Source organism: Actinotalea caeni (assembly GCF_009733795.1).
Taxonomy (GTDB): domain Bacteria; phylum Actinomycetota; class Actinomycetes; order Actinomycetales; family Beutenbergiaceae; genus Pseudactinotalea; species Pseudactinotalea caeni.
In genome coordinates, this window is record NZ_WNXX01000009.1 from 93,275 (window position 1) to 113,356 (window position 20,082).

19 protein-coding genes are annotated in these 20,082 nt (G+C 73.0%); 7 read left to right on the forward strand and 12 right to left on the reverse strand.

Going from position 1 to position 20,082, the window contains the following annotated elements:
* Positions 1–2 precede the first annotated feature (2 nt).
* On the reverse strand, positions 3–914 hold the full coding sequence (locus tag GPA02_RS09835; RefSeq protein ID WP_156199747.1) for a metal ABC transporter substrate-binding protein: 912 nt from the start codon (positions 912–914) through the stop codon (positions 3–5).
* Positions 904–2,187 carry a hypothetical protein gene (locus GPA02_RS09840; protein WP_193567856.1) on the reverse strand — a complete coding sequence of 428 codons (1,284 nt, stop codon included), beginning with the start codon at positions 2,185–2,187 and terminating at the stop codon, positions 904–906. Before GPA02_RS09840 ends, GPA02_RS09835 begins: the two co-directional genes overlap by 11 nt.
* A gap of 188 nt (positions 2,188–2,375) precedes the next feature.
* Here GPA02_RS09840 and GPA02_RS09845 point away from each other — a divergent pair, with 188 nt between their 5' ends.
* Positions 2,376–3,365, forward strand: a complete 990-nt coding sequence (locus GPA02_RS09845; protein ID WP_156199748.1) for an aldo/keto reductase — start codon at positions 2,376–2,378, stop codon at positions 3,363–3,365.
* A 13-nt stretch (positions 3,366–3,378) separates the two neighbouring features.
* Here GPA02_RS09845 and GPA02_RS09850 read toward each other — a convergent pair whose 3' ends face one another.
* On the reverse strand, positions 3,379–4,323 hold the full coding sequence (locus tag GPA02_RS09850) for a phosphotransferase (protein WP_204986565.1): 945 nt from the start codon (positions 4,321–4,323) through the stop codon (positions 3,379–3,381).
* A 614-nt stretch (positions 4,324–4,937) separates the two neighbouring features.
* Complete coding sequence (locus tag GPA02_RS09855; RefSeq protein WP_156199750.1) at positions 4,938–5,708, reverse strand: sulfite exporter TauE/SafE family protein; 771 nt, start codon at positions 5,706–5,708, stop codon at positions 4,938–4,940.
* Positions 5,709–5,800: 92 nt separating this feature from the next.
* Between GPA02_RS09855 and GPA02_RS09860 the strand changes: the two genes are divergently transcribed.
* The 5 genes from GPA02_RS09860 to GPA02_RS09880 all read left to right on the forward strand — a co-directional run bounded on the left by GPA02_RS09860 (position 5,801) and on the right by GPA02_RS09880 (position 11,293).
* Positions 5,801–6,505 (forward strand): EcsC family protein, encoded by a 705-nt coding sequence (locus tag GPA02_RS09860; protein ID WP_156199751.1) that lies wholly within the window; start codon positions 5,801–5,803, stop codon positions 6,503–6,505.
* Positions 6,506–6,598: 93 nt separating this feature from the next.
* On the forward strand, positions 6,599–8,326 hold the full coding sequence (locus GPA02_RS09865) for a nitrite/sulfite reductase (protein ID WP_156199752.1): 1,728 nt from the start codon (positions 6,599–6,601) through the stop codon (positions 8,324–8,326).
* Positions 8,323–9,051 (forward strand): phosphoadenylyl-sulfate reductase, encoded by a 729-nt coding sequence (locus tag GPA02_RS09870; protein ID WP_156199753.1) that lies wholly within the window; start codon positions 8,323–8,325, stop codon positions 9,049–9,051. Before GPA02_RS09865 ends, GPA02_RS09870 begins: the two co-directional genes overlap by 4 nt.
* A complete protein-coding gene (gene cysD, locus GPA02_RS09875; RefSeq protein ID WP_240133977.1) occupies positions 9,033–9,968 on the forward strand; it encodes a sulfate adenylyltransferase subunit CysD in 936 nt (311 codons plus the stop codon). Before GPA02_RS09870 ends, cysD begins: the two co-directional genes overlap by 19 nt.
* Positions 9,968–11,293, forward strand: coding sequence for a sulfate adenylyltransferase subunit 1 (locus tag GPA02_RS09880; RefSeq protein WP_156199755.1), 1,326 nt, complete (start codon positions 9,968–9,970; stop codon positions 11,291–11,293). The genes cysD and GPA02_RS09880 overlap by 1 nt, the downstream gene beginning before the upstream one ends.
* A 3-nt stretch (positions 11,294–11,296) precedes the next feature.
* Here the strand turns inward: GPA02_RS09880 and GPA02_RS09885 are convergent, their stop codons facing one another.
* The 4 genes from GPA02_RS09885 to GPA02_RS09900 form a co-directional block, all read right to left on the reverse strand.
* Positions 11,297–11,782: a DUF1269 domain-containing protein gene (locus tag GPA02_RS09885; protein WP_156199756.1), complete on the reverse strand. Its 486-nt coding sequence runs from the start codon at positions 11,780–11,782 to the stop codon at positions 11,297–11,299.
* A 65-nt stretch (positions 11,783–11,847) separates the two neighbouring features.
* A complete protein-coding gene (locus GPA02_RS09890) occupies positions 11,848–12,234 on the reverse strand; it encodes a DUF2200 domain-containing protein (protein WP_414635355.1) in 387 nt (128 codons plus the stop codon).
* Positions 12,235–12,272: 38 nt separating this feature from the next.
* Positions 12,273–14,342: a glycyl radical enzyme family protein gene (locus GPA02_RS09895; RefSeq protein WP_156199757.1), complete on the reverse strand. Its 2,070-nt coding sequence runs from the start codon at positions 14,340–14,342 to the stop codon at positions 12,273–12,275.
* Between the two features lie 249 nt (positions 14,343–14,591).
* Entirely contained in the window at positions 14,592–15,161 is a 570-nt protein-coding gene (locus tag GPA02_RS09900) for a MarR family winged helix-turn-helix transcriptional regulator (protein WP_324227370.1), read from the reverse strand.
* Here GPA02_RS09900 and GPA02_RS09905 point away from each other — a divergent pair.
* Entirely contained in the window at positions 15,130–16,056 is a 927-nt protein-coding gene (locus GPA02_RS09905) for a DMT family transporter (protein ID WP_156199758.1), read from the forward strand. The genes GPA02_RS09900 and GPA02_RS09905 overlap by 32 nt on opposite strands.
* A 50-nt stretch (positions 16,057–16,106) precedes the next feature.
* On the opposite strand, the gene lpdA is transcribed toward GPA02_RS09905, so the two are convergent.
* The 4 genes from lpdA to GPA02_RS09925 all read right to left on the reverse strand — a co-directional run bounded on the left by lpdA (position 16,107) and on the right by GPA02_RS09925 (position 20,081).
* Positions 16,107–17,501: a dihydrolipoyl dehydrogenase gene (gene lpdA, locus GPA02_RS09910; RefSeq protein WP_156199759.1), complete on the reverse strand. Its 1,395-nt coding sequence runs from the start codon at positions 17,499–17,501 to the stop codon at positions 16,107–16,109.
* Positions 17,502–17,766: 265 nt separating this feature from the next.
* Entirely contained in the window at positions 17,767–18,222 is a 456-nt protein-coding gene (locus GPA02_RS09915; RefSeq protein ID WP_156199760.1) for a SufE family protein, read from the reverse strand.
* Positions 18,223–18,238: 16 nt separating this feature from the next.
* Positions 18,239–19,138 carry a sulfurtransferase gene (locus GPA02_RS09920; protein ID WP_156199761.1) on the reverse strand — a complete coding sequence of 300 codons (900 nt, stop codon included), beginning with the start codon at positions 19,136–19,138 and terminating at the stop codon, positions 18,239–18,241.
* 169 nt (positions 19,139–19,307) lie between these two features.
* Positions 19,308–20,081, reverse strand: coding sequence for an amino acid ABC transporter ATP-binding protein (locus tag GPA02_RS09925; RefSeq protein WP_204986566.1), 774 nt, complete (start codon positions 20,079–20,081; stop codon positions 19,308–19,310).
* Position 20,082 lies beyond the last annotated feature (1 nt).

The window sequence follows — 20,082 nt, forward strand, 5'->3', positions numbered from 1 at the left end:
TCTCAGCCCTCGCAGACGAGACCCTCGGCGAGCGCGTCGAGGTTGGTGCGCATCGTTGCCAGGTAGTCGAGATCCTGCGTCCGTTCCATCGGGTCCAGCACGGCCGTCCCGACGCCGAGGTCGTCGGCGAGGCGGTGCGCGAGCCCGGGCGCCGCGGCGGTCTCGAAGAAGATCGTCCGCACGCCCGTGCGCAGCACGAGGTCACGCACCTCGCGCAGCCGCGCGGGCGACGGCTCGACCGCCGGGTCGACGCCGGTGAGCCCCTGCTGCTCCAGGTCGTACCGAGCCGCGAGGTATCCGAACGCCTCGTGCGAGGTGACGAGCACGGCGCCCGCGCACGGCGCCAACGCCTCCCGGTACGCCTCGTCGAGGAGCTCGAGGTCGTCGACGAGGGTCTGCGCCCGCGCGCGGTAGCGCGCCTCGCGGTCCGGATCGACCTCGGCGAGCGCGTCGGCGACCAGCCCCGCCGCCAGCCCGAACCGCACCGGGTCGAGCCAGAAGTGGGGGTCACGGCCAGGGTCGGGCGGTTCGCCGCCGTCGGCGACGGCAGCCGTGGCGGCGTCCAGGACGTCCACCGCGTGCGACGGCGCCACCAGCGCCGCGGCCTCGTCGACCGCGGGCTGCAGGCCGCTGACGTAGACGACGAGGTCGGCCGACGCCAGCTCCGCGAGCGTCGCGGGGCTGATCTCCTGGCTGTGCGGGTCCCCGCCCGGCGGCACGAGGCTCGTGACGTCGGCATCCGCACCGGCGACCCGCTCGGCGAGGTACGCCAGCGGAGGCGCCGAGACCATGACCTCCGGGCCGGGGCGGTCGGGCGTCGCGGCGGTCCCGCACGCGGCGGTGCCGGCGACCACGGCCACCAGCACCGCCGCGAACGAGCGGCCTGCCCGAGCCGGGCGGACGTCAGTCGTCACCGTGGTCGTGGTCGTGGTCGTGGTCGTCGTGCGTGCCGCCGTCGCTGGATGCCACGTCGCCGGACGTCAGGACGATCTCGTTCGGCGTCACCGACAGGCTCGCCTCGTTCCAGATCTCGCCGCTGTCGAGGTCGACGGCGAGCACCCGCTGCCGGGCGGGATCGGTGACGTAGCCGGTGCCGTCGTGCACCACGAGGGCCGGGCGAGGCTGCTGCCAGTCCGCCGGGACGTCCCAGGTGTCGAGCACGTCGATGGTGCGCGCGACCTGCGCCCTGGCGGGGTCGATCACGTGGATGCGACCGTCGTCGGCCAGCACGAACGCGTGCTCGTCGTCGACGGCGAGCGACCGGAAGGTGTACTCGGCACCGATGTCGACGAGCGCCATCCCGCCGTCGTGGACGTCGACGAGCGCGACGTGGGTGAGCGGTCCGCCGTCCGGGTCGGGGTCGTAGTCGCCGAGCACGAGCTCGCTGCCCTCGGTGCTGCGGAGGTTGCCGATCCGCCCGTACGCGTCCGGGCTGTCGACCTTGGTGATCGTGCCGTCGGCGTAGAGCAGCACGCCGTCCTCGCATCCCAGGACGACGGTCTCGTGGGCCGCCACGGTCTCGCCGTGCACGCCCGGGCACTCGTCGGAGGCCGTCAGCGCCTCGCCGCGGGCGTCGAGGACCCTGATCCCTGTCCGGGCCTCGGCGGTGCCCTCGGTGACGACGAGCGTGCCGTCGCTCAGCTCGACCGCGACGCCGTGGTGCGCCGACGCCGTCGAGTGCTCGCGCACGTCGGCGTCCGGCGCGGCGACGTCGGCGGCGTCGAGGACGACGACGTGACCGGTGCCGTCGTCGAACAGGGCGGTGCGGCCGTCGTGCGCCACGACGTGACCGGGCACCGCGGCGGGGTAGGTGAGGTCGAGCAGGGACGGGGCCGTGGCGTAGTAGTGCGCGTGGTCGCCGTGCGGTTCAGCCCAGCTGCCGACGTCGAGGACCTGGAAGCCGGCCGGCGTGCTCAGCAACGCGTGCCGCCCGTCGCCGGCGGGGTTGATGCGGAGGAAACCGCCCAGCGCCACGTCGCCGACCACCTCCAGCGTCGTCGCGTCCAGCACCTGCACGCCGCCGTCGTAGGTCAGCGCCAGCCGCGGTGCCGCGGTCGCGAGCTCGGTGGTGGCCGCGGCCGGCGGTGGCGCCGCGCTCGGGCCGTCGGCCGGTGTCGAGCAGGAGGCGAGGGCAAGGACGGCAGCGGCGGACAGGAGGACGCGGGTGCGTGTCGTCGTCGAGATCATGCGTGGAGGCTACATGGAAACGAGAATCACTATCAATAAGAATGTGATGTCGCGTCGGATGCGCTCGCGGCTCGGGCCCGCCTGGCCCCGGTCCCTGCGAGACGACCTGCCCGGTCACGGCCGGGCGCACTACCGTGCGACCTGCCCGTCCGCTGCAGGAGCAGGCTCCCCACGACCCGAGGCCCGCCATGAGAACCACGCCGCTGCCGAAGCGCCCCGACGTCCGTCTGACCGCGATCGGGATGGGCGGTGCGCAGGCCGGCAACCTCGGAGAGGAGCGCAGCGACGACGTCGTCCGTGAGACCGTCGAGGCGGCCTGGGCCGCGGGTGTGCGCTACGTCGACACCGCGCCGCACTACGGGCTCGGGCTCTCGGAGCGCCGGCTCGGTGCGCTGCTGCGGGAGCGCCCGCGCGAGGAGGTCGTCGTCTCCACCAAGGTCGGTCGACTGCTCGTGCCCTCGCCCGAGACGGCCGACCGGCGCGACCTCGACGGCTTCGACGTGCCCGCGAACCACCGGCGGGTGTGGGACCTCACGCGCGACGGCATCCGGCGCTCCATCGAGGACTCGCTGGCGCGGACGGGCCTGGACCGCATCGACATCGCACTGCTGCACGACCCCGAGGACCGCATGGACCAGGCGGTGGCCGAGGCGGTGCCGGCGCTCGTCGAGCTGCGCGAGGAGGGCGTCGTGCGCGCGGTCGGCGCCGGTATGAACTTCTCGCACCACCTCGCCCGCATCGTGCGCGAGAGCGACGTCGACGTCGTGCTCTGCGCCGGGCGCTACACGCTGCTCGACCACAGCGCGCTCGCCGACCTCATGCCCGCGGCGCTCGAGCACCGCGTCGGCGTGGTCGTCGGGGGCGTCTACAACTCCGGCATCCTCGCCGTCGAGGACCCCGGCGCCGATGCCACCTTCGACTACACCCGCGCCCCGGCCGAGGTGCTCGAGCGGGCGCGCGCGATCGCCCGGCTCTGCCGCGAGCACGGTGTGACGCTGCCGGAGGCGGCGCTCGCCTTCGTGGCAGCACACCCGGCGGTCGTCTCGACCGTCGTCGGGATGCGGCACGCCGACGACGCGCGCGACGCCGCCGCCCGCGCATCCGCCGACGTGCCCGCGGCGCTGTGGCAGGACCTGCGTGACGCCGGGCTCCTCCCGGAGGACGCCCCGACGCCGTGACCCTCCTCGGCGGTCAGCCGGCCTCCGCCGTGATGCGCGTCAGCGCCGTGGCGGCGAGATGGACCATGCCGGGGTTGGTGTCCCAGTAGTACGGCAGCGCGTTGAGCGCCTGCAGCTGCGCCCAGCCCCGGGCGCGCAGCACGTGCTCCGGCGTGGCGCCGAGCAGGTCGAGGTACCGGCGCGCCGCCGCCGAGCCGGTGCCGCCGAGCAGGTACCAGCAGGGCGTGAGGTCCAGCGCCGGGTCGGTCGCGTTGAGCGAACCGAGGTCGATCACGCCGGTGAGACGGCCGTCGACGGCGAGCAGGTTGCCCGGCAGCAGGTCGCCGTGGGTCCAGCACCGGCTGGCGGCGGGTGCGGCGGCGCGCGACTCCTGCCACGCCCGGCGCAACGCCGCGCCGTCGACGCGCTCCCCCAGCTCGGCGATCCGGTCGGCTACCGCGTCGTCGTGGAGCGCGAGGTCGCCGCCGCGGGCGGTCGGCGGCAGCGGCGACGCGGCGTCGGTGCCCACCGTCCGCAACGACAGCACGAACGCGGCGAGGTCGGCCGCCAGCGCGACGTCGTCGGCGAGGTCGCGGCCGACGAGGTCGTGACCCGGCAGCCACGACTGCACCGACCACCCGTAGGGGTAGAACGACGTCGGCCGGCCGAGGGCGTGGACGACCGGCAGCCGCAGCGTGACGTGCGGCGCGAGCAGCGGCACCAGCCGCGCCTCCTTCTCCGCCTGGGCAGCGGCCCAGGCGGTGCGCGGCAGCCGCAGCGAGAGGTCGTCACCGACGCGGTAGACGTCGTGGTCGGTGCCGTGGTGCGTCACCTGGCGCAGCGGCAGCCCAGCCCACTCCGGGCGCTGCTCGGCGAGCAGCCGGCGGGCGAGGTCGGCGTCGGTGAGGATCTCGTCGTCGTGCATCCGGGTGCGCATCGCCTCGATCCTCACCCGCGGCGCGCCCGACGTCGAGGACATTCCGGCCCGCACCGCCGGCGCCCCTCTCCGCCCGACCCCGCGAACTCGTAGCCGCGCACCGAGCTCGTAGCGTGCACCGTACGAGTTCGGTCCGGGCGTACGAGTTGGCCGGTGGGGGCGGGGGCGGGGGCGGGCGGGGAGCGGCTGGGGGCCAGCCGGTGGCCCCGAGAGCGGGAGCTGGGTAGGCCAGGGTGGGCGGGTGGCACCGGCGGCACCGGCGGCCGCACCGGCCGGACGCCCCGGTCACCGCCCTCGCCCGGGCCCGCGAACTCGTAGCCGCGTGCCCAGCTCGTAGCGTGCACCGTACGAGCTGGGCCCGGGCGTACGAGTTGGCCGACTGGGGTGGCGGCCTGGTTGGGGAGCGGCTGGGGCAGCCGGTAGGCCGGGGAAGGGCTGGGGCTGGGGAGGGCGGGGTGGGTGGGTCGACGCCGGTGGCACCGGCGGCACCAGCCGGCCGCCCCGTCACCGCCCTCGCCCGGGCCCGCGAACTCGTAGCCCCGTGCCGAACTCGTAGCGTGCACCGTACGAGTTCGGCTCTGCGGTACGAGTTCGCGCGCGGGTGGGCGGGGTGGGCGGGTGGGCACCCGGGGCCGCGTGGCGGCCGGGCGGGAAGCTCAGCGCACCAGCAGGTAGACCGCCCCGAGGATGCTCAGCACGATAACGCTCCACTCGAAGAAGTCGCGGCTGATGCGGTTGACGATCCAGCGGCCGCCCAGCGCGCCGAGCACCACGAACGGGACGAGCACGAGGTCGATGAGCAGCATCTCGGTGCTGAACAGCCCGAGCGCGGCCGAGAACGGCACCTTGCTGAGGTTGATGACGAAGTAGAACCACGCCGAGGTGCCGAGGAAGACCGTGACCGGAAGCCGCACCGCGAGGAAGTACATGCTCATGATCGGCCCGGCGGCGTTGGCGACCATCGTCGTGAACCCGCCGAGGCTGCCGTAGAACGCACGCTGCGCGACCGCCGCGCCACGACCCTGCGGCACCCGGTCACCGCCGCCCGCCGCCTCGCGCCGCTGCGCGCGGTGGCGCTGCACCAGGCCGAGCACGATGACCGCGATGAGGATCACCCCGATGACGCGGGCCATCAGTGCGTCGGACGCGCGCGACATGAACACCGCACCTGCCACCAGCCCGACGACGACCGGGGGCACCAGCCCCCGCAGCACGCGCCAGTCCGCGAAGCGGCGGTAGAAGACGACCGCGAACACGTCGGCGACGATGAGCAGCACCAGCAGCGCCGCCGTCGAGGGCTTGGCGGGCAGCACCATCGCGAACAGCGCCACCGCGATGTTGGCGCCGGGGATCGCGGTCTTGCTGATGCCGACCGTGACGGCGCCGACGGCGAGCGCGACCCATGCGATCCACGTCAGCTCCGGCACCGAGCCAGCATGACAGCCCACAGGATCGCCTGCTCTCGTGGCACGGTGTACGAGACCGGCACCGCACCGGCCGAGGAGAGGAAGGAGCCGGCATGGGACTGCTCGACGTGTTCCGCCCGGACCGCACCGAGGTCGGGGCCGCCCGCTCCGCGCTCGAGGAGGCACGCTCCGGCAAGGCCGACGGCGGCGCGATCGACCGCGTCGTCCGGCTCGTCATGGAGGTCGGCATCGACGGCCGCGGCCCGCTGCGATCCGCACCGGCGGTCGCGACCCGTGCGCTCGAGGCGAGCGGCGGCGACATCGAGGCGGCGGTCCGGGCCGTGGGTCGCTCCGCGGTGCGCTGGGGCGCCGTCGGCGGCTTCGTGACCGGGCTCGGCGGGTTCGCGACCATGCCGGTCGCGCTGCCCGCGAACCTGCTCGAGTTCTACGTGCAGGCGACCCGGATGGCCGCCGCGATCGCGACCCTGCGCGGCTACGACGTCCGCGAGCCCGAGGTGCGCACCGCCGTCATGCTCACCCTGGTCCGGTCCGACGCCGACGAGGTGCTCCGCAAGGTCGGGATGACGACGGCGTCCGGCCGGATGACGACGTTCGCGCTCAGGAAGCTGCCGCCCTCGGCGCTCATGATGGTCAACAAGGCGGTCGGGTTCCGGCTGCTGCGCGGCGTCAGCGAGCGCTTCCTGCTGCGGCTGGGACGCGCGGTGCCGTTGGTCGGCGGCGCCGTGAGCGGCGTGCTCGACGCCTGGATGATGAGCCGGATCGCGGCGCACGCGCGCCGGCAGCTGCCGCGCCTCTGACCCGACCGGGACGGCGTCGGGTGGCGTCTCCCACATCGTGGACCCTTCGCGCCCGCACTGCCACGCGGCGAGCGGCTCGGTCATGGTGGAGGCATGGCCGCCAGCACGACCACCACGCCCGCACCGGACGCACCGCGCCCGGCGACGCCCCGTGCGCGCGTGTCCGGACCCGACGCACGGCGCTCCAACGGCCAGTGGCTGATCGACGGGAGGACCCCGCTCAACCACAACGAGGAGCTCAAGGCCGCCGACAACCCGCTCAACGTGCGGAAGCGGATCATCGACACCTACGCCCGGGAGGGCTTCGACGCGATCCCGGCCGACGACCTGCACGGCCGGTTCCGCTGGATGGGTCTGTACACCCAGCGCAAGCAGGGCATCGACGGCTCGCGCACCTCCAAGCTCGAGGCCGACGCGCTCTCCGACCGCTACTTCATGATGCGGATCCGGGTCGACGGCGGCGCGCTCACCACCGAGCAGCTGCGCACGATCGCCGACGTCTCCCGCGACTTCGCCCGCGGCACCGCCGACATCTCCGACCGCCAGAACATCCAGCTGCACTGGGTCGCGATCGAGGACGTGCCGACGATCTGGGAGCGGCTGGAGGCGGTCGGCCTGCACACCACCGAGGCGTGCGGCGACTGCACCCGCGTGATCCTCGGCTCGCCGGTCGCGGGCATCTCCGCCGACGAGATCATCGACCCGACGCCGGTGATCGAGGAGATCCGCGAGCGCTACATCGGCGACCCGGAGCTGTCGAACCTGCCGCGCAAGTTCAAGTCCGCGATCACCGGGCACCCGAGCCTCGACGTCGTGCACGAGATCAACGACATCTCGCTCGTCGGGGTGGTCCACCCCGAGCTCGGCCCGGGGTACGACCTGTGGGTCGGCGGCGGGCTGTCGACGGCGCCGCGGCTCGCCGAGCGGCTCGGCGCGTTCGTGCCGCCGGAGCGCGCGGTCGAGACCTGGGTCGGCGTCGTGAAGGTGTTCCGCGACTACGGCTACCGGCGGCAGCGCACCAAGGCGCGGCTGAAGTTCCTGCTCGCCGAGTGGGGTGCGGAGAAGTTCCGGCGGGTGCTGGAGGAGGAGTACCTCGACGGCCCGCTGCCCGACGGGCCGGCCCCGGCCCCCGCGACCGGCCCTGGTGACCACGTCGGCGTCGGCGAGCAGAAGGACGGGCTGCGCTACGTGGGCGCCGCGCCCACCGTCGGCCGCGTCAGCGGCGAGATGCTGGCCCGGGTGGCCGAGATCGTCGAGGCCCACGGGTCCCGGCGGGTGCGGCTGACCCCGCACCAGAAGCTGCTCGTCCTCGACATCGCGCCCGACGACGTCGAGCCGCTGATCTCCGAGCTCGCCGAGATCGGGCTGCACGCGCGGCCGAGCCCGTTCCGCCGCGCCACGATCGCCTGCACTGGCATCGAGTACTGCAAGCTCGCGTTCGTCGAGACCAAGCAGACCGCCGCCGACGCGATCGACGAGCTCGAGCGGCGGCTGGCCGGTGTCGAGCTGCCGCACCCGATCGCGCTCAACGTCAACGGCTGCCAGAACTCGTGCGCGCGCATCCAGACCGCCGACATCGGTCTCAAGGGCCAGCTCCTGGGCGGGAGCGAGTTCGGGTACCAGGTGCACCTGGGCGGCGGGCTCGCGGCGACCGACCGCGACGAGGCCGGGCTCGGCCGCACCGTGCGCGGGCTCAAGGTCGCCGCCGACGAGCTGCCGGACTACGTCGAGCGCGTCACCCGCCGCTGGCTCGCCGAGCGCGGCGAGGACGAGACGTTCGCGGCCTGGGCCCACCGCGCCGAGGAGGACTCCCTGCGATGACTGCCACGAGCACCCGGACCCGCCGCAGCGAAGAGGAGCTGCGGGCGCTGGCCGCCGAGGGCGCGGCGCTGTTCGCCGACGCCGGTTCCGAGGCGGCCGGCGACGTCCTCGCCTGGGCGGCGCGCACCTTCGGCGACTCCCTCGCCGTCGCCTGCTCGATGGCGGGCGACACCGTCGTCGTCGACCTGGCCGCGACCGCGCTGCCCGGCGTCGACGTGCTGTTCCTCGACACCGGCTACCACTTCGCCGAGACGCTGGGGACGCGGGCGGCGCTGGAGGTCTCGCTCGACGTGACGGTCGTCGACGTCCGCCCCGACCAGAGCGTCGCGGAGCAGGACGCCACGCACGGCAAGGACCTGTTCGCGCGCGACCCCGGCCAGTGCTGCCAGCTGCGGAAGGTGGTCCCGCTCGATCGCGAGCTCGCCGGCTACGAGGCGTGGGTGACCGGCGTGCGGCGCGAGGACAACGCGCTGCGCGCGAACGCGCAGCTGGTCGAGTGGGACGCGAGGCACGGCATGGTCAAGATCAACCCGGTGGCGCCGTGGACCTTCGACGAGCTGCTCGAGCACGCGCAGCGCCGCAACGTCCCCGTGAACCCGCTGCTGGCCGACGGCTACCCCTCGATCGGATGCCGGCCGTGCACGCGCCGCGTCGCGCCGGGCGAGGACCCGCGCGCCGGCCGGTGGGCGGGGCTGAGCAAGACCGAGTGCGGGATCCACCTGTGACCACGACGACCACCCACGCGCCCGCGCGCTTCGACCAGCTGGACTACCTCGAGAGCGAGGCGATCCACAGCATCCGTGAGGTCGTCGGCGAGCTCGAGCGGCCGGTGATCCTGTTCTCGGGCGGCAAGGACTCGGTGGTGCTGCTGCACCTGGCGGCGAAGGCCTTCTGGCCCGGCCGGGTGCCGTTCCCGGTGCTGCACGTCGACACCGGCCACAACTTCGAGGAGGTGCTGGCCTTCCGGGACCGCACCGTCGAGCGGCTGGGCGTGCGGCTGGAGGTGGCGTCGGTGCAGGACTACATCGACGACGGCCGGCTGGTGGAGCGCCCCGACGGCACGCGCAACCCGCTGCAGACGCAGCCGCTGCTCGACGCGATCGCCGAGCACCGCTTCGACGCCGTCTTCGGCGGCGCGCGCCGCGACGAGGAGAAGGCGCGCGCGAAGGAGCGGGTCGTGAGCCTGCGCGACGCGTTCGGGGCGTGGGACCCGCGCAACCAGCGCCCCGAGCTGTGGAGCATCTACAACCCGCGCCACCGGCCGGGCGAGCACGTGCGGGTGTTCCCGCTGAGCAACTGGACCGAGCTCGACGTGTGGCGCTACATCGAGCGCGAGGGCATCGAGCTGCCGCCGCTGTACTACGCCCACGAGCGGGACGTGTTCGCGCGCGACGGCATGTGGCTGGCGGTGACGCCGTACTCGTTGCCCCGCCCGGGCGAGGAGGTGGTGCGCCGTCGGGTCCGCTACCGCACGGTGGGTGACGCCTCCTGCACGGGCGCGGTGCTGTCCGACGCCGCCACGACCGCGGAGGTGATCGTCGAGGTCGCCTCGACGACCCTCACCGAGCGGGGCGCGACCCGCGCCGACGACCGGCTCAGCGAGGCCGCGATGGAGGACCGGAAGAAGGAGGGGTACTTCTGATGGCGGCTCTCGACGCCGTCCTCGAGCCCACGCGCACGACGTCGCTGCTGCGGCTCGCGACCGCCGGCTCGGTCGACGACGGCAAGTCCACCCTGGTGGGGCGGCTGCTGCACGACTCGAAGAACGTGCTCGCCGACCAGCTCGACGCGCTCGAGCGGCTCTCGGCCGAGCGCGGGCTCGATGGCGCCGACCTGGCGCTGCTCACCGACGGGTTGCGTGCCGAGCGCGAGCAGGGCATCACGATCGACGTCGCCTACCGGTACTTCAGCACCGGGTCGCGCAGCTTCGTGCTGGCCGACTGCCCGGGCCACGTGCAGTACACCCGCAACACGGTGACCGGCGCGAGCACCGCCGACGCGATCCTCGTGCTCGTCGACGCCCGCAAGGGCGTGCTCGACCAGACCCGCCGCCACCTCGCGGTCGCGGCGCTGCTGCGGGTGCCGCACGTCGTGGTCGTCGTCAACAAGGTCGACCTCGTCGACTTCGACGAGGGCGTCTACCGCCGGGTCGCCGAGGAGGTCGCCGAGCTCGCGGCGGCGCTGGGGATCGAGCACGTGCGCACGGTGCCGACGTCGGCGCTCGCGGGCGACAACGTCGTCGATCGCTCCGACCGCACGCCCTGGTACGACGGCCCCTCGCTGCTCGAGCTGCTCGAGGAGCTGCCGCCCTCGCAGACCGTGCTCGAGGAGGCGTTCCGGTTCCCGGTGCAGCAGGTCATCCGGCCGCAGTCGGCCGCGCGCGAGGAGCGGTACCGCGAGTACCGCGGCTACGCGGGGCGGGTGAGCTCCGGCGTCGCGCGCCCCGGCACCGAGGTGGTCGTGCTGCCCTCGGGCGTGCGCACCCGCATCGCTGCGGTGGACACGCCCGACGGCGAGCTCGACGCCGCGGAGACCGGCCGGTCGGTCACGCTACGGCTGGCCGACGAGGTCGACGTCACGCGCGGCGACGTGATCGCCACGGCGGCCGACGCGCCGCGGCCGGTGGACACCGCCGAGGCGATGCTGTGCTGGCTCGCGGAGGTGCCGCTGCGCGGCGGCCAGCGGGTGCTGCTCAAGCACGGGTCGGCGACCGTGCAGGCGATCGTCACCCAGCTCGAGGGCCGGCTGGACCTCGACGACCTCACGCTGCACCCGGCGTCGGCGTTCGACCTCAACGACATCGGCCGGGTGTCGCTGCGGCTCGCGCGTCCACTGCCGCTGGAGGACTACCGCCGCTCCCGCTCCGGCGGCGCGTTCGTGCTCATCGACCCGGTCTCGGGCGGCACGCTGGCGGCGGGCATGGCCCGCGAGCCGGGCCGTTCCGGCGGCATCGAGTGGGAGATCTGAGGCTCAGCCCTCGAAGGCGCGCCGGACGTCCTCCTCCTCGCCCGCGACGAGGTTGCTCGCGAGCAGCCGGCCCTCGAGCCCGCGGAACCGCTCGGCGAGACGGTCGAGGTCGCTGTCGTGGTTGACGACGAACAGCGCCGACGTCCCCGGCTCCACCTCTCTGCCGATCGTCTCGAGCTGGTCCTTGGAGATGCCGACGGCCTCGACGCGTTTGTAGAGCACGCCGATCGCGGCGCCAGCCGCGGCACCGACGAGCGGCAGGAAGAACAGCGCGCCGACCAGCACCCCCAGCAGGGCTCCCCAGCCGGCGCCGCGCAGGTCGTCGCGGTTCTCGTACTTCACGTCCGGCCGGTCCTTGCCCGGCTGCCACGCGATGACGGCGTAGTCCTCGATCCTCACGAGCCCCTCGCCCGCGGCCCTCCGCAGGATCTGCGAGGCCTCCTCGGCGCCGTCGACGGACTCGAACCTCCACGCGGTGAACGTCGTCACGTCGGTCCCTCCCTCGGGTCGAGCCCATCCTGCTCCCGCCGCGAACCGGGCGTGCGGGTTTCGCGTCACGCGGAGCGGAGGATCTTCTCCATCGGCTTGCCGCGTGCGATCTCGTCGACGAGCAGGTCCATCCACCGGATCTGCTGCATCAACCCGTCCTCGATGTCCTGCACCTTGTAGCCGCAGATCGTGCCCCGGATCGACGACGCGGCCGGGTTGATCGCAGGTGCCTCGGCGAAGAACGTCTCGAGGTCGGTGCCGGCGTCGATCGCGGCGCGCAGCCCGGCGTCGTCGTAGCCGGTGAGCCAGCGCACGACCTCGTCCACCTCGGCGGCGGTGCGGCCCTTCCGCTCCACCTTGGCGACGTACATCGGGTGGATCGCCGCGAACGGCATCCGGCGGATCCGCTCGGTCGCCGTCCCCATCTGCGCGGAGCGCGCGCTGCCAGCCATGCCCGGCACGCTACTCCCCGCCACCGACCGCGGCGAGGTCAGTGGTGCGGCTCCACGACACCGGCGCTCTCGTGCGCGAGCTCGAGCTCGTCGAGCTCGCAGTCGTCGGTCTCGCAGAACGACTCGCCGATCGCGTCGAGCATCTCGGTGTCGCCGTCGTAGATCGCGTCGAGGAACACCGGCAGCAGGGTCCGGCCGGCCTCCTCGTACTCCTCGGCGGTGATCTGCGTGTACGGCATCTGCGGGAAGGTGAAGTTGCCCTGCGGCAGGAAGGACACGCTCTTGATCCGCCCCGCCATGCGCTCGAGCGTCGGTCCCACCTGGTCCGCCTCGGTCTCGGGGTCGAACGTGAGCGTGTTCGAGACCGCGTTGTCGGACCAGTACCGCTGGGCGAGCAGCGCCATGTCGGCCTTCTCGGCGAGCGGCACCTCCTTCTCCGAGCGGGTCGCGGTGGACCGCACCGGGAAGAACACGACGACCGTGCCCTCGGGATCCTCGCTCGCGGGCTCCACGCGGTACCGGGCCGCCCGGAACAGCACGACCAGCGGGTCGTCCTTGCCGAAGCGGATCGCCCGGTTGAAGTACGCCCCGCCCGGGGTCCAGTGCACACCCGGGGAGACACCCGCGAGGATCGACACGGTGCCGGACGGCTTCACGGTCGAGACCCGGATCGACTCCCGCACAGCGAGCCGCTCCGAGATCTCGCGGTCGTGCTCGCGCAGCCGCGCGTACCCGTCGTCCAGCCAGTCGACGAGCACGTCGGTGCCGTGCCGGTCGGCGAAGTCGGTGAGCCCGGACGCCGACGTGCCGATGCGCCGGTTGCGCTGCATGACGGCGTTGCTGCGCTCCCAGTGGGTCGGCAGCAGCGTCACGACCTTGCCGTAGAGGAACGCGAAGTAGAGCGTCCGCAGGTAGTCCTCCTTCGAGGACGCCCGCGACGGGTAGGTCTCCACGAGCGTGCACAGCTCGTAGGACTCCAGCGGCTGCTCGCCGCACGGGTTGACGCCCTGCGCCCGGGTGTCGCGGTGGTCGGGCTCGTCGGCCAGCCGGCCGTAGGCGCGCATGGTGTCGAGCCACAGCACGCCCGGCTCGCCGTTGCGCACGATGCCCGGCACGATCCTGGCGAGGTCGGCGCCGGACTCGACGACGACCGAGTTGTTGCTCATCCAGCCCCACCCGGGCGCGTCCTTGTCGTAGGAGTTGCGCTCGGGGAACACCTCGGGGTTCTTGAGATCGAGGAACGCCGGGTCGTCGATCGAGCCGAGCAGGATCTCGGCCGAGCGCCGCACGTTCCCCGCGACCACGCAGACGCCGATGAGGTTGCCGATGTCGGCGATGTCGGTGCTGGTCAGCGGCTCCCCGGCGCGGCCGCCGAGCACGCGCCGCAGCGCGCCGTGGAGGCGACGCAACGGCTCCGGACCGGCCGCGGTGCCGCCGAAGGTGCGGATCGGCGAGCCGGCCGGACGGATCAGCGAGTAGTCGAAGGTGACGGCCGGCCGTCCGGGGCGCAGGTACCCCTCGAGCAGCAGCCGCACCGACTCGACCCAGCCCTCGCGGCTGTCGGGGATGACGTAGCGGTCCTCCTCGGGACCGGGCTCGTGCAGCACGAACCCGAGCTCCGCGCCGCGGGTGTCGAACCCGACGCCGACGCCGAGCATCGAGGCCTCCATCAGCCAGGTGAACGGGCCGGCCGGGTCCTCGGGCGTCATGTCGCCGGTGCTGACGAACGCGCAGTTCTGCAGCGCCGCGGAGTTGCGCAGCTCGTTGACGAGCGGCGTGCCCATCATCCACAGCCCGCGACCGGGCGGGGTCCACTTGAGCTCGAAGAGCCGCTCGAAGGCCTCGGCGGCCTCCGCCTGCGCCTGCGCCTCGTCCCACGGCAGCCGCTGGCTGGTGTGGTGGTCCTTGAGGAGCGAGTACATGCCCTCGACGACGCGGCGCACCACCTCGTGCCAGCGCTCCTTGGTGCCGTCGGGCTTGAGTCGCGAGTAGGTGCGCAGGAACGTGATCTCACCGAGGGCGTTGCCGCCGGCGTCCCGGTAGCCCCACGGCACCTCGCGCTGCGCGTAGGACGCCACGACCTCGTCGGGGAGGGTGAACGAGAACATCCGCCTGCCTTCCTGAGCTCCGGTCCGGCGCGCCGCGGGCTCGGAGGCCGAGCCCGTGCTGCGCCGGGACGTACCCCAGGGGTCGATCGCGCGCGGGCGCGCGACGACCACCTGAGCATCCAGCCTCGCACCGACCGCCGACTCTCGCAGCAGGACCAACGTCCTGCACGCGGGCGGCGAACGCCGCCGCGATCGCGGTCCGGTTCGGGGCGCCGATCGGCGTGCTGACGACGGTGCGCGCCGCCGTCGTCAGCCCTCGAGGTCGTCGAGCCCGTCCGACCAGGTACGGAGCAGCTCGGCGAGCGCGCCGCGCTGCTCGGTCGTCAGCGGCGACACGAGCCGGTGCTCGTTGGCGATGTGGTCGGCGAAGGCACGGTCCACGAGCTGCCATCCGGCGTCGGTGAGCTCGATCAGCCGGCTGCGGCCGTCGTTGGTGCTCGGCCGCCGGCGCACGAGCCCGGCGCCCTCGAGGCGGTCGATGCGCTTGCTCATGCCGCCGGTCGTCACCATCGTGGAGTCGGCGAGAGCGCCGCAGGTCAGCGCCGCTCCCCTACCGTGACGGCGGAGGGTGGCGAGCACGTCGAAGTCGCCCTCGCTGAGCCCGTGCGCGGCGTAGACGGCGGTGAGCTCCTCGGTGAGCCGCACGGCGAGTCGGTGCAGCCGGCCGATGACCCCGACCGGACTCGTGTCCAGGTCGGGCCGCTCGACGGCCCACTGCTCCAGCACGCGTGCGACGTGATCCACCACACCCTCGATCTTATCTTCCTCGGAAGATATTCTTCCTTCCATGGAAGGAAAGTGGCGCTGGATCCTGCTCACCGCGATCGCCCCGGTCGCCTGGGGCGCCAACTACTACGCGATCAGCCGGTTCCTGCCCGACGTCGGGCCCCTGTGGGGCGCGACGTTGCGGGCGCTGCCCGCGGGGCTGCTGCTGCTGGCCCTCGCGCGCACCCTGCCGCGCGGCGTGTGGTGGTGGCGCGCCGCGGTGCTCGGCGTGCTCAACGTCGGCGCGTTCTTCCTCCTCATCCACCTGGCCGCACAGCTGCTGCCCTCGAGCGTCGCCGCCGTCATCATGGCCACCTCGCCGGTCGGCATGATGCTGCTGGCCTGGGCGCTGGTCTCCGAACGACCGGTCGTCGCCCAGCTGGCGTCGGCCGCGCTGGGGATCGGCGGCGTCGTGATCATGCTCGCGGGTGCGGACGGCGCCATCCATCTCGGCGGCGTCGCCGCCTCGCTGGGCGCCATGACGATGTCGAGCCTCGGCTTCGTGCTCGCGAAGCGCTGGAACAGCGGGCAGCAGCGCGCGAACGCCCTGACGACGTCCGCCTGGCAGCTCACCGCGGGCGGGCTGCTCGTGCTCCCGCTCGCGGCACTGCTCGAGCCGTTCCCGTCCGTCACGGGTCGCACGCTGGTCGGCCTCGCATGGGTGAGCGGCGTCGCGACCGCGCTCGCCTACGTCGTGTGGTTCCAGGGGCTGCGTCGGCTCACGGCCGGCCAGGTCGGGCTCATCGGCCTGCTCAACCCGGTCGCCGGCGTCGTGACCGGCACGCTGCTGGCTACCGAGGTGCTCACCCTGCGGCAGGCCATCGGCATCGCCCTGGTGCTGGTCGGGGTGGTCGTCGGCCAGCGCACCGCGCCGGCCCCGCGCCCGGCGGCCGGCACCGCACCGCGGCCGACCGAGAGCGGTCGCGCGGTGGCGCTGGCGACCGACTAGCGAGCACCCCCGGGCGCCCAGCCCCTGGCCGCGCAGCGCGGACGACCCGACTACAGGTTGATCATGTGGCCCGAGATGCCGTGGAAGGCCTCCTTGACGGCCTCCCCCAGCGTCGGGTGGGCGAACACGACGCGGGACACCTCGTCGGCGGTGAGGTCCCAGGTCTGCGCGACGTTGATCGCGGGCAGCAGCTCGGTGACGTCCGGGCCGATCATGTGTGCGCCGAGGATCTCGTTGTACTGGGCGTCGGCGACGATCTTCACGAACCCGACGCCGTCGCCCAGGCCCTGCGCCTTGCCGTTCGCGGAGAACGGGAAGGTCGCGACCTTGACGTCGTGACCGGCGTCCTTGGCCTGCTGCTCGGTCAACCCCATCGAGCCGATCTGCGGGTGGCAGTAGGTGGCGCGCGGGATGAACCGGTAGTCGATAGGCATGGTCTCGGCGCCCGCGAGGGTCTCGGCGGCGACGATGCCCTGCGCCTCGGCGACGTGCGCGAGCATCAGCTTCGCGGTGACGTCACCGATCGCGTAGATGTTCGGCACGTTGGTGCGCATGTGGTCGTCGACGGCGATCGCGCCGCGCTCGGTCAGCTCGACACCGGTGGTCTCCAGGCCGTAGCCCTCGGTGCGGGGAGCGAAGCCGATCGCCGACAGCAGCCGGTCGGCCTCGAGCACCTGCTGCTGGTCGCCGGCGCTGACGGTGACCTTGACGCCGGAGCCGGTGTCCTCGACGGTCTCGACCTTGGTGCCGGTCATGACCTTGACGCCGAGCTTCTTGTAGTGCTTGAGGAGCTCCTTGGAGACGTCGGCGTCCTCGGTCGGGACCATCCGGTCGAGGAACTCCACGATCGTGACGTCGACGCCGAAGTTCGCCATCACGTAGGCGAACTCCACGCCGATCGCGCCCGAGCCGGCGATGATGATCGAGCCGGGCAGCTCGGGGTCGAGGATCTGCTCCTCGTAGGTGACGACGTTCTTGCTCACCTGCACGCCGGGGAGCATCCGGGTGACGGAGCCGGTGGCGATGATGAGGTCGTCGAAGGTGAGCTGCTCGGTGCCGCCGTCGTTGAGCGCCACGTCCATCGACGTCGGGCCGGTGAGCGTGCCCCAGCCGTCGACCTCGGTGATCTTGTTCTTCTTCATGAGGAAGTGGACGCCCTTGACGATGCCGGCCGAGACCTGGCGGCTGCGGGCGTGCGTGGGCCCGTAGGACATCGTGGCGTCGCCCTCGATGCCGTACTTGGCCTTGTCGTGCGTCAGGGTGTGCGCGAGCTCGGCGTTCTTCAGCAGCGCCTTGCTCGGGATGCACCCGACGTTGAGGCAGACACCGCCCCAGTACTTCTTCTCCACGACCGCCACGGACTTGCCGAGCTGGGCCGCGCGGATGGCGGCGACGTAGCCACCGGGGCCCGCGCCGAGGACGACGACGTCATAGTGTGCGCTCACCCTTCGAGCCTATCGCCGCGCGTGTCGGCTCACACCGTGGGGTCGACCACAACGCGCGGCGCTGAAGGATGCGGCGATACCCCTGGGCATGTTCCGAAGTGCGGTGAGACCGGGCCTTGTTCCGAAGTGCGGTGAAACCGGGCCTTCTTCCGGAGGACGGCGCCCAGCCACGGCATCTCGCGCAGCCGTGCGGGCGTGGGCGCCGAGCCGCCGGCGACGGCAAGTACCTCCCCGTGCGCCCGCCGTGCCACGTGGCGGCGACGCCTCAGGCCGCGACGCGCTCGCGCACCTGGCGCTTGATCCGCCCGAGCATGCCCGCCATGCCCCGCAGCCGCAGCGGGCTCACGGCGCGGTCGAGACCGAGCCGGTGCGGGACGTCGTCGGGCACCGCGAGCACCTGCGACGCCGTCAGGCCGGCGAGACCCTCGGTGAGGATGCCGGCGAAGCCGCGCGTCGTGGGCGACTCGCGGGGCGCGCTGAGAAACACCTCGACGGGTGCGTCCGCGCCCTCCGCCGCCTCGCCCACCTCGACCACGAGGAACACCGGCGACTGGCACTCCGGCACCGGTTCGAGCAGCTCGGGGTGGTCGGCGTAGCGCTCCGGGAGGTCGGGCAGCCCCTCGGCGAACTCCAGCAGCAGCTGCAGCCGGTCGGGCTCGGTCAGCGCCTGGAAGTCGTCGACGATCGCGGCGAAGGCACCCGGCAGCTCGGCGTCGGTCATCGTCCGAGCCTACGGCTCACCGCTGCGGGACCTCGCCGGGCTGGTCGCCGGTGGCGATCGGCACCCGGACGGCGTTGCCCCACTCGGTCCAGGACCCGTCGTAGTTCTTGACGTCGTCGAACCCGAGCAGGTGGCGCAGCACGAACCAGGTGTGCGACGAGCGCTCCCCGATGCGGCAGTAGGCGATCACCGGCTGGGAGGGGTCGAGGCCCTTCTCCTGCAGGTAGATGCTCTCCAGCTCGGCGCGCGAGCGGAACCGGCCGTCCTCCTGCGCCGCACGCGCCCACGGCACCGACTGCGCGCCGGGGATGTGGCCGCCGCGCAGCGCGCCCTCCTCGGGGTAGTCCGGCATCGTGGTGCGCTCGCCGGAGTACTCCGGCGCGGAGCGGACGTCGACGAGCTGCCCGCCGAGGAAGGCGAGCACGTCCTCCTTGAAGGCGCGGATCGAGGCGTCGTCGCGCTCGACGACCGGGTACTCGGTCGGCTGCGGCGTCGGCACCTCGGTGGTGAGCTCGCGACCCTCGGCGATCCAGGCGGCACGACCGCCGTCGAGCAGCCGCACGTCCTCGTGACCGAAGAGCGTGAACACCCACAGCGCGTACGCGGCCCACCAGTTGTTCTTGTCGCCGTAGATGACGACGGTGTCGTCGCGGGAGATGCCGCGCTGGGACAGCGCCGCGGCGAACCCGGCGCCGTCGACGTAGTCGCGCGTCACCGGGTCGTTGAGGTCGGTGTGCCAGTCGAGGTGGACGGCGCCCGGGATGTGCCCGGTCGAGTACAGCAGCACGTCCTCGTTCGACTCCACCACGGCGAGACCCGGCTGCCCGAGGTGCTCCGCCAGCCAGGTGGTGGAGACCAGCCGCTCCGGGTGCGCGTAGTCGGCGAACGAGGGGTCGGTGTCAGCGGGAAGGCCCATGGCGTCAAGTCTGGCACCACCACGGCGCGAGTCCGGGGTCGCACAGGCGCCGCCCACCTGGTGGGCACCACCCGTCTCGCCACTCGCGATCTCGTACGCCGTTGCCGAGCTCGTGGTGTGCACCGTACGAGGTCGGTACCGGCGTACGAGATCGGCAGGTGGGCGCGGGTCAGAGGACCTTGGAGAGGAACGCCTGGGTGCGAGGCTCCTGCGGGTTGGCGAGGACCTCGCGCGGGTCGCCGTCCTCGACGACCAGGCCGTCGTCCATGAAGATCAGCCGGTCGCCGACCTCGCGCGCGAACCCCATCTCGTGGGTGACGACCATCATCGTCATGCCCTCGTTCGCGAGGGTGCGCATGACCTCGAGGACGTCGCCGACGAGCTCGGGGTCCAGCGCCGAGGTCGGCTCGTCGAACAGCATCATGTCCGGGTTCATCGACAGCGAGCGCGCGATCGCGACCCGCTGCTGCTGACCGCCCGAGAGGTGCGCCGGGTAGGCGCCCTCGCGGTCGGCGAGCCCGACCTTGGCGAGGTTCTCGCGCGCCACCTGCTCGGCCTCCTTGCGCCCGCGGCCCAGCACCCGCTGCTGCGCGAGGCACAGGTTGCCCAGCACCGTCATGTGCGGGAACAGGTTGAACTGCTGGAACACCATGCCGATCCGGGTGCGGATGCGGTCGACGTCGACCTCGGGATCGAGGATGTCGACGCCCTCGACGAGGATCGTGCCGCTGGTCGGCTCCTCGAGCAGGTTGACCGAGCGCAGCAGCGTCGACTTGCCCGAGCCGGACGGCCCGATCACGCACACGACCTCGCCGGTCTGCACGGTCAGCGAGATGCCCTTGAGGACCTCGTGGTCGCCGAAGGACTTGTGCAGGTCGATGATCTCGATCGCCGGCGCGTCCGCGCGCGGCTCGATGCCCGACGGCGTGGGGTCCCCTGTCATC

Bases quoted from the DNA above. Each gene is read 5' to 3' on its own strand.
- GPA02_RS09870 (WP_156199753.1), top strand. From the start codon at position 8,323: ATGACTGCCACGAGCACCCGGACCCGCCGCAGCGAAGAGGAGCTGCGG.
- GPA02_RS09915 (WP_156199760.1), bottom strand. From the start codon at position 18,222: ATGACCGACGCCGAGCTGCCGGGTGCCTTCGCCGCGATCGTCGACGAC.
- GPA02_RS09890 (WP_414635355.1), bottom strand. From the start codon at position 12,234: ATGGCTGGCAGCGCGCGCTCCGCGCAGATGGGGACGGCGACCGAGCGG.
- GPA02_RS09905 (WP_156199758.1), top strand. From the start codon at position 15,130: ATGGAAGGAAAGTGGCGCTGGATCCTGCTCACCGCGATCGCCCCGGTC.
- GPA02_RS09840 (WP_193567856.1), bottom strand. From the start codon at position 2,187: ATGATCTCGACGACGACACGCACCCGCGTCCTCCTGTCCGCCGCTGCC.
- GPA02_RS09880 (WP_156199755.1), top strand. From the start codon at position 9,968: ATGGCGGCTCTCGACGCCGTCCTCGAGCCCACGCGCACGACGTCGCTG.
- GPA02_RS09860 (WP_156199751.1), top strand. From the start codon at position 5,801: ATGGGACTGCTCGACGTGTTCCGCCCGGACCGCACCGAGGTCGGGGCC.
- GPA02_RS09925 (WP_204986566.1), bottom strand. From the start codon at position 20,081: ATGACAGGGGACCCCACGCCGTCGGGCATCGAGCCGCGCGCGGACGCG.
- GPA02_RS09865 (WP_156199752.1), top strand. From the start codon at position 6,599: ATGGCCGCCAGCACGACCACCACGCCCGCACCGGACGCACCGCGCCCG.
- GPA02_RS09850 (WP_204986565.1), bottom strand. From the start codon at position 4,323: ATGTCCTCGACGTCGGGCGCGCCGCGGGTGAGGATCGAGGCGATGCGC.
- GPA02_RS09920 (WP_156199761.1), bottom strand. From the start codon at position 19,138: ATGGGCCTTCCCGCTGACACCGACCCCTCGTTCGCCGACTACGCGCAC.
- GPA02_RS09895 (WP_156199757.1), bottom strand. From the start codon at position 14,342: ATGTTCTCGTTCACCCTCCCCGACGAGGTCGTGGCGTCCTACGCGCAG.
- GPA02_RS09845 (WP_156199748.1), top strand. From the start codon at position 2,376: ATGAGAACCACGCCGCTGCCGAAGCGCCCCGACGTCCGTCTGACCGCG.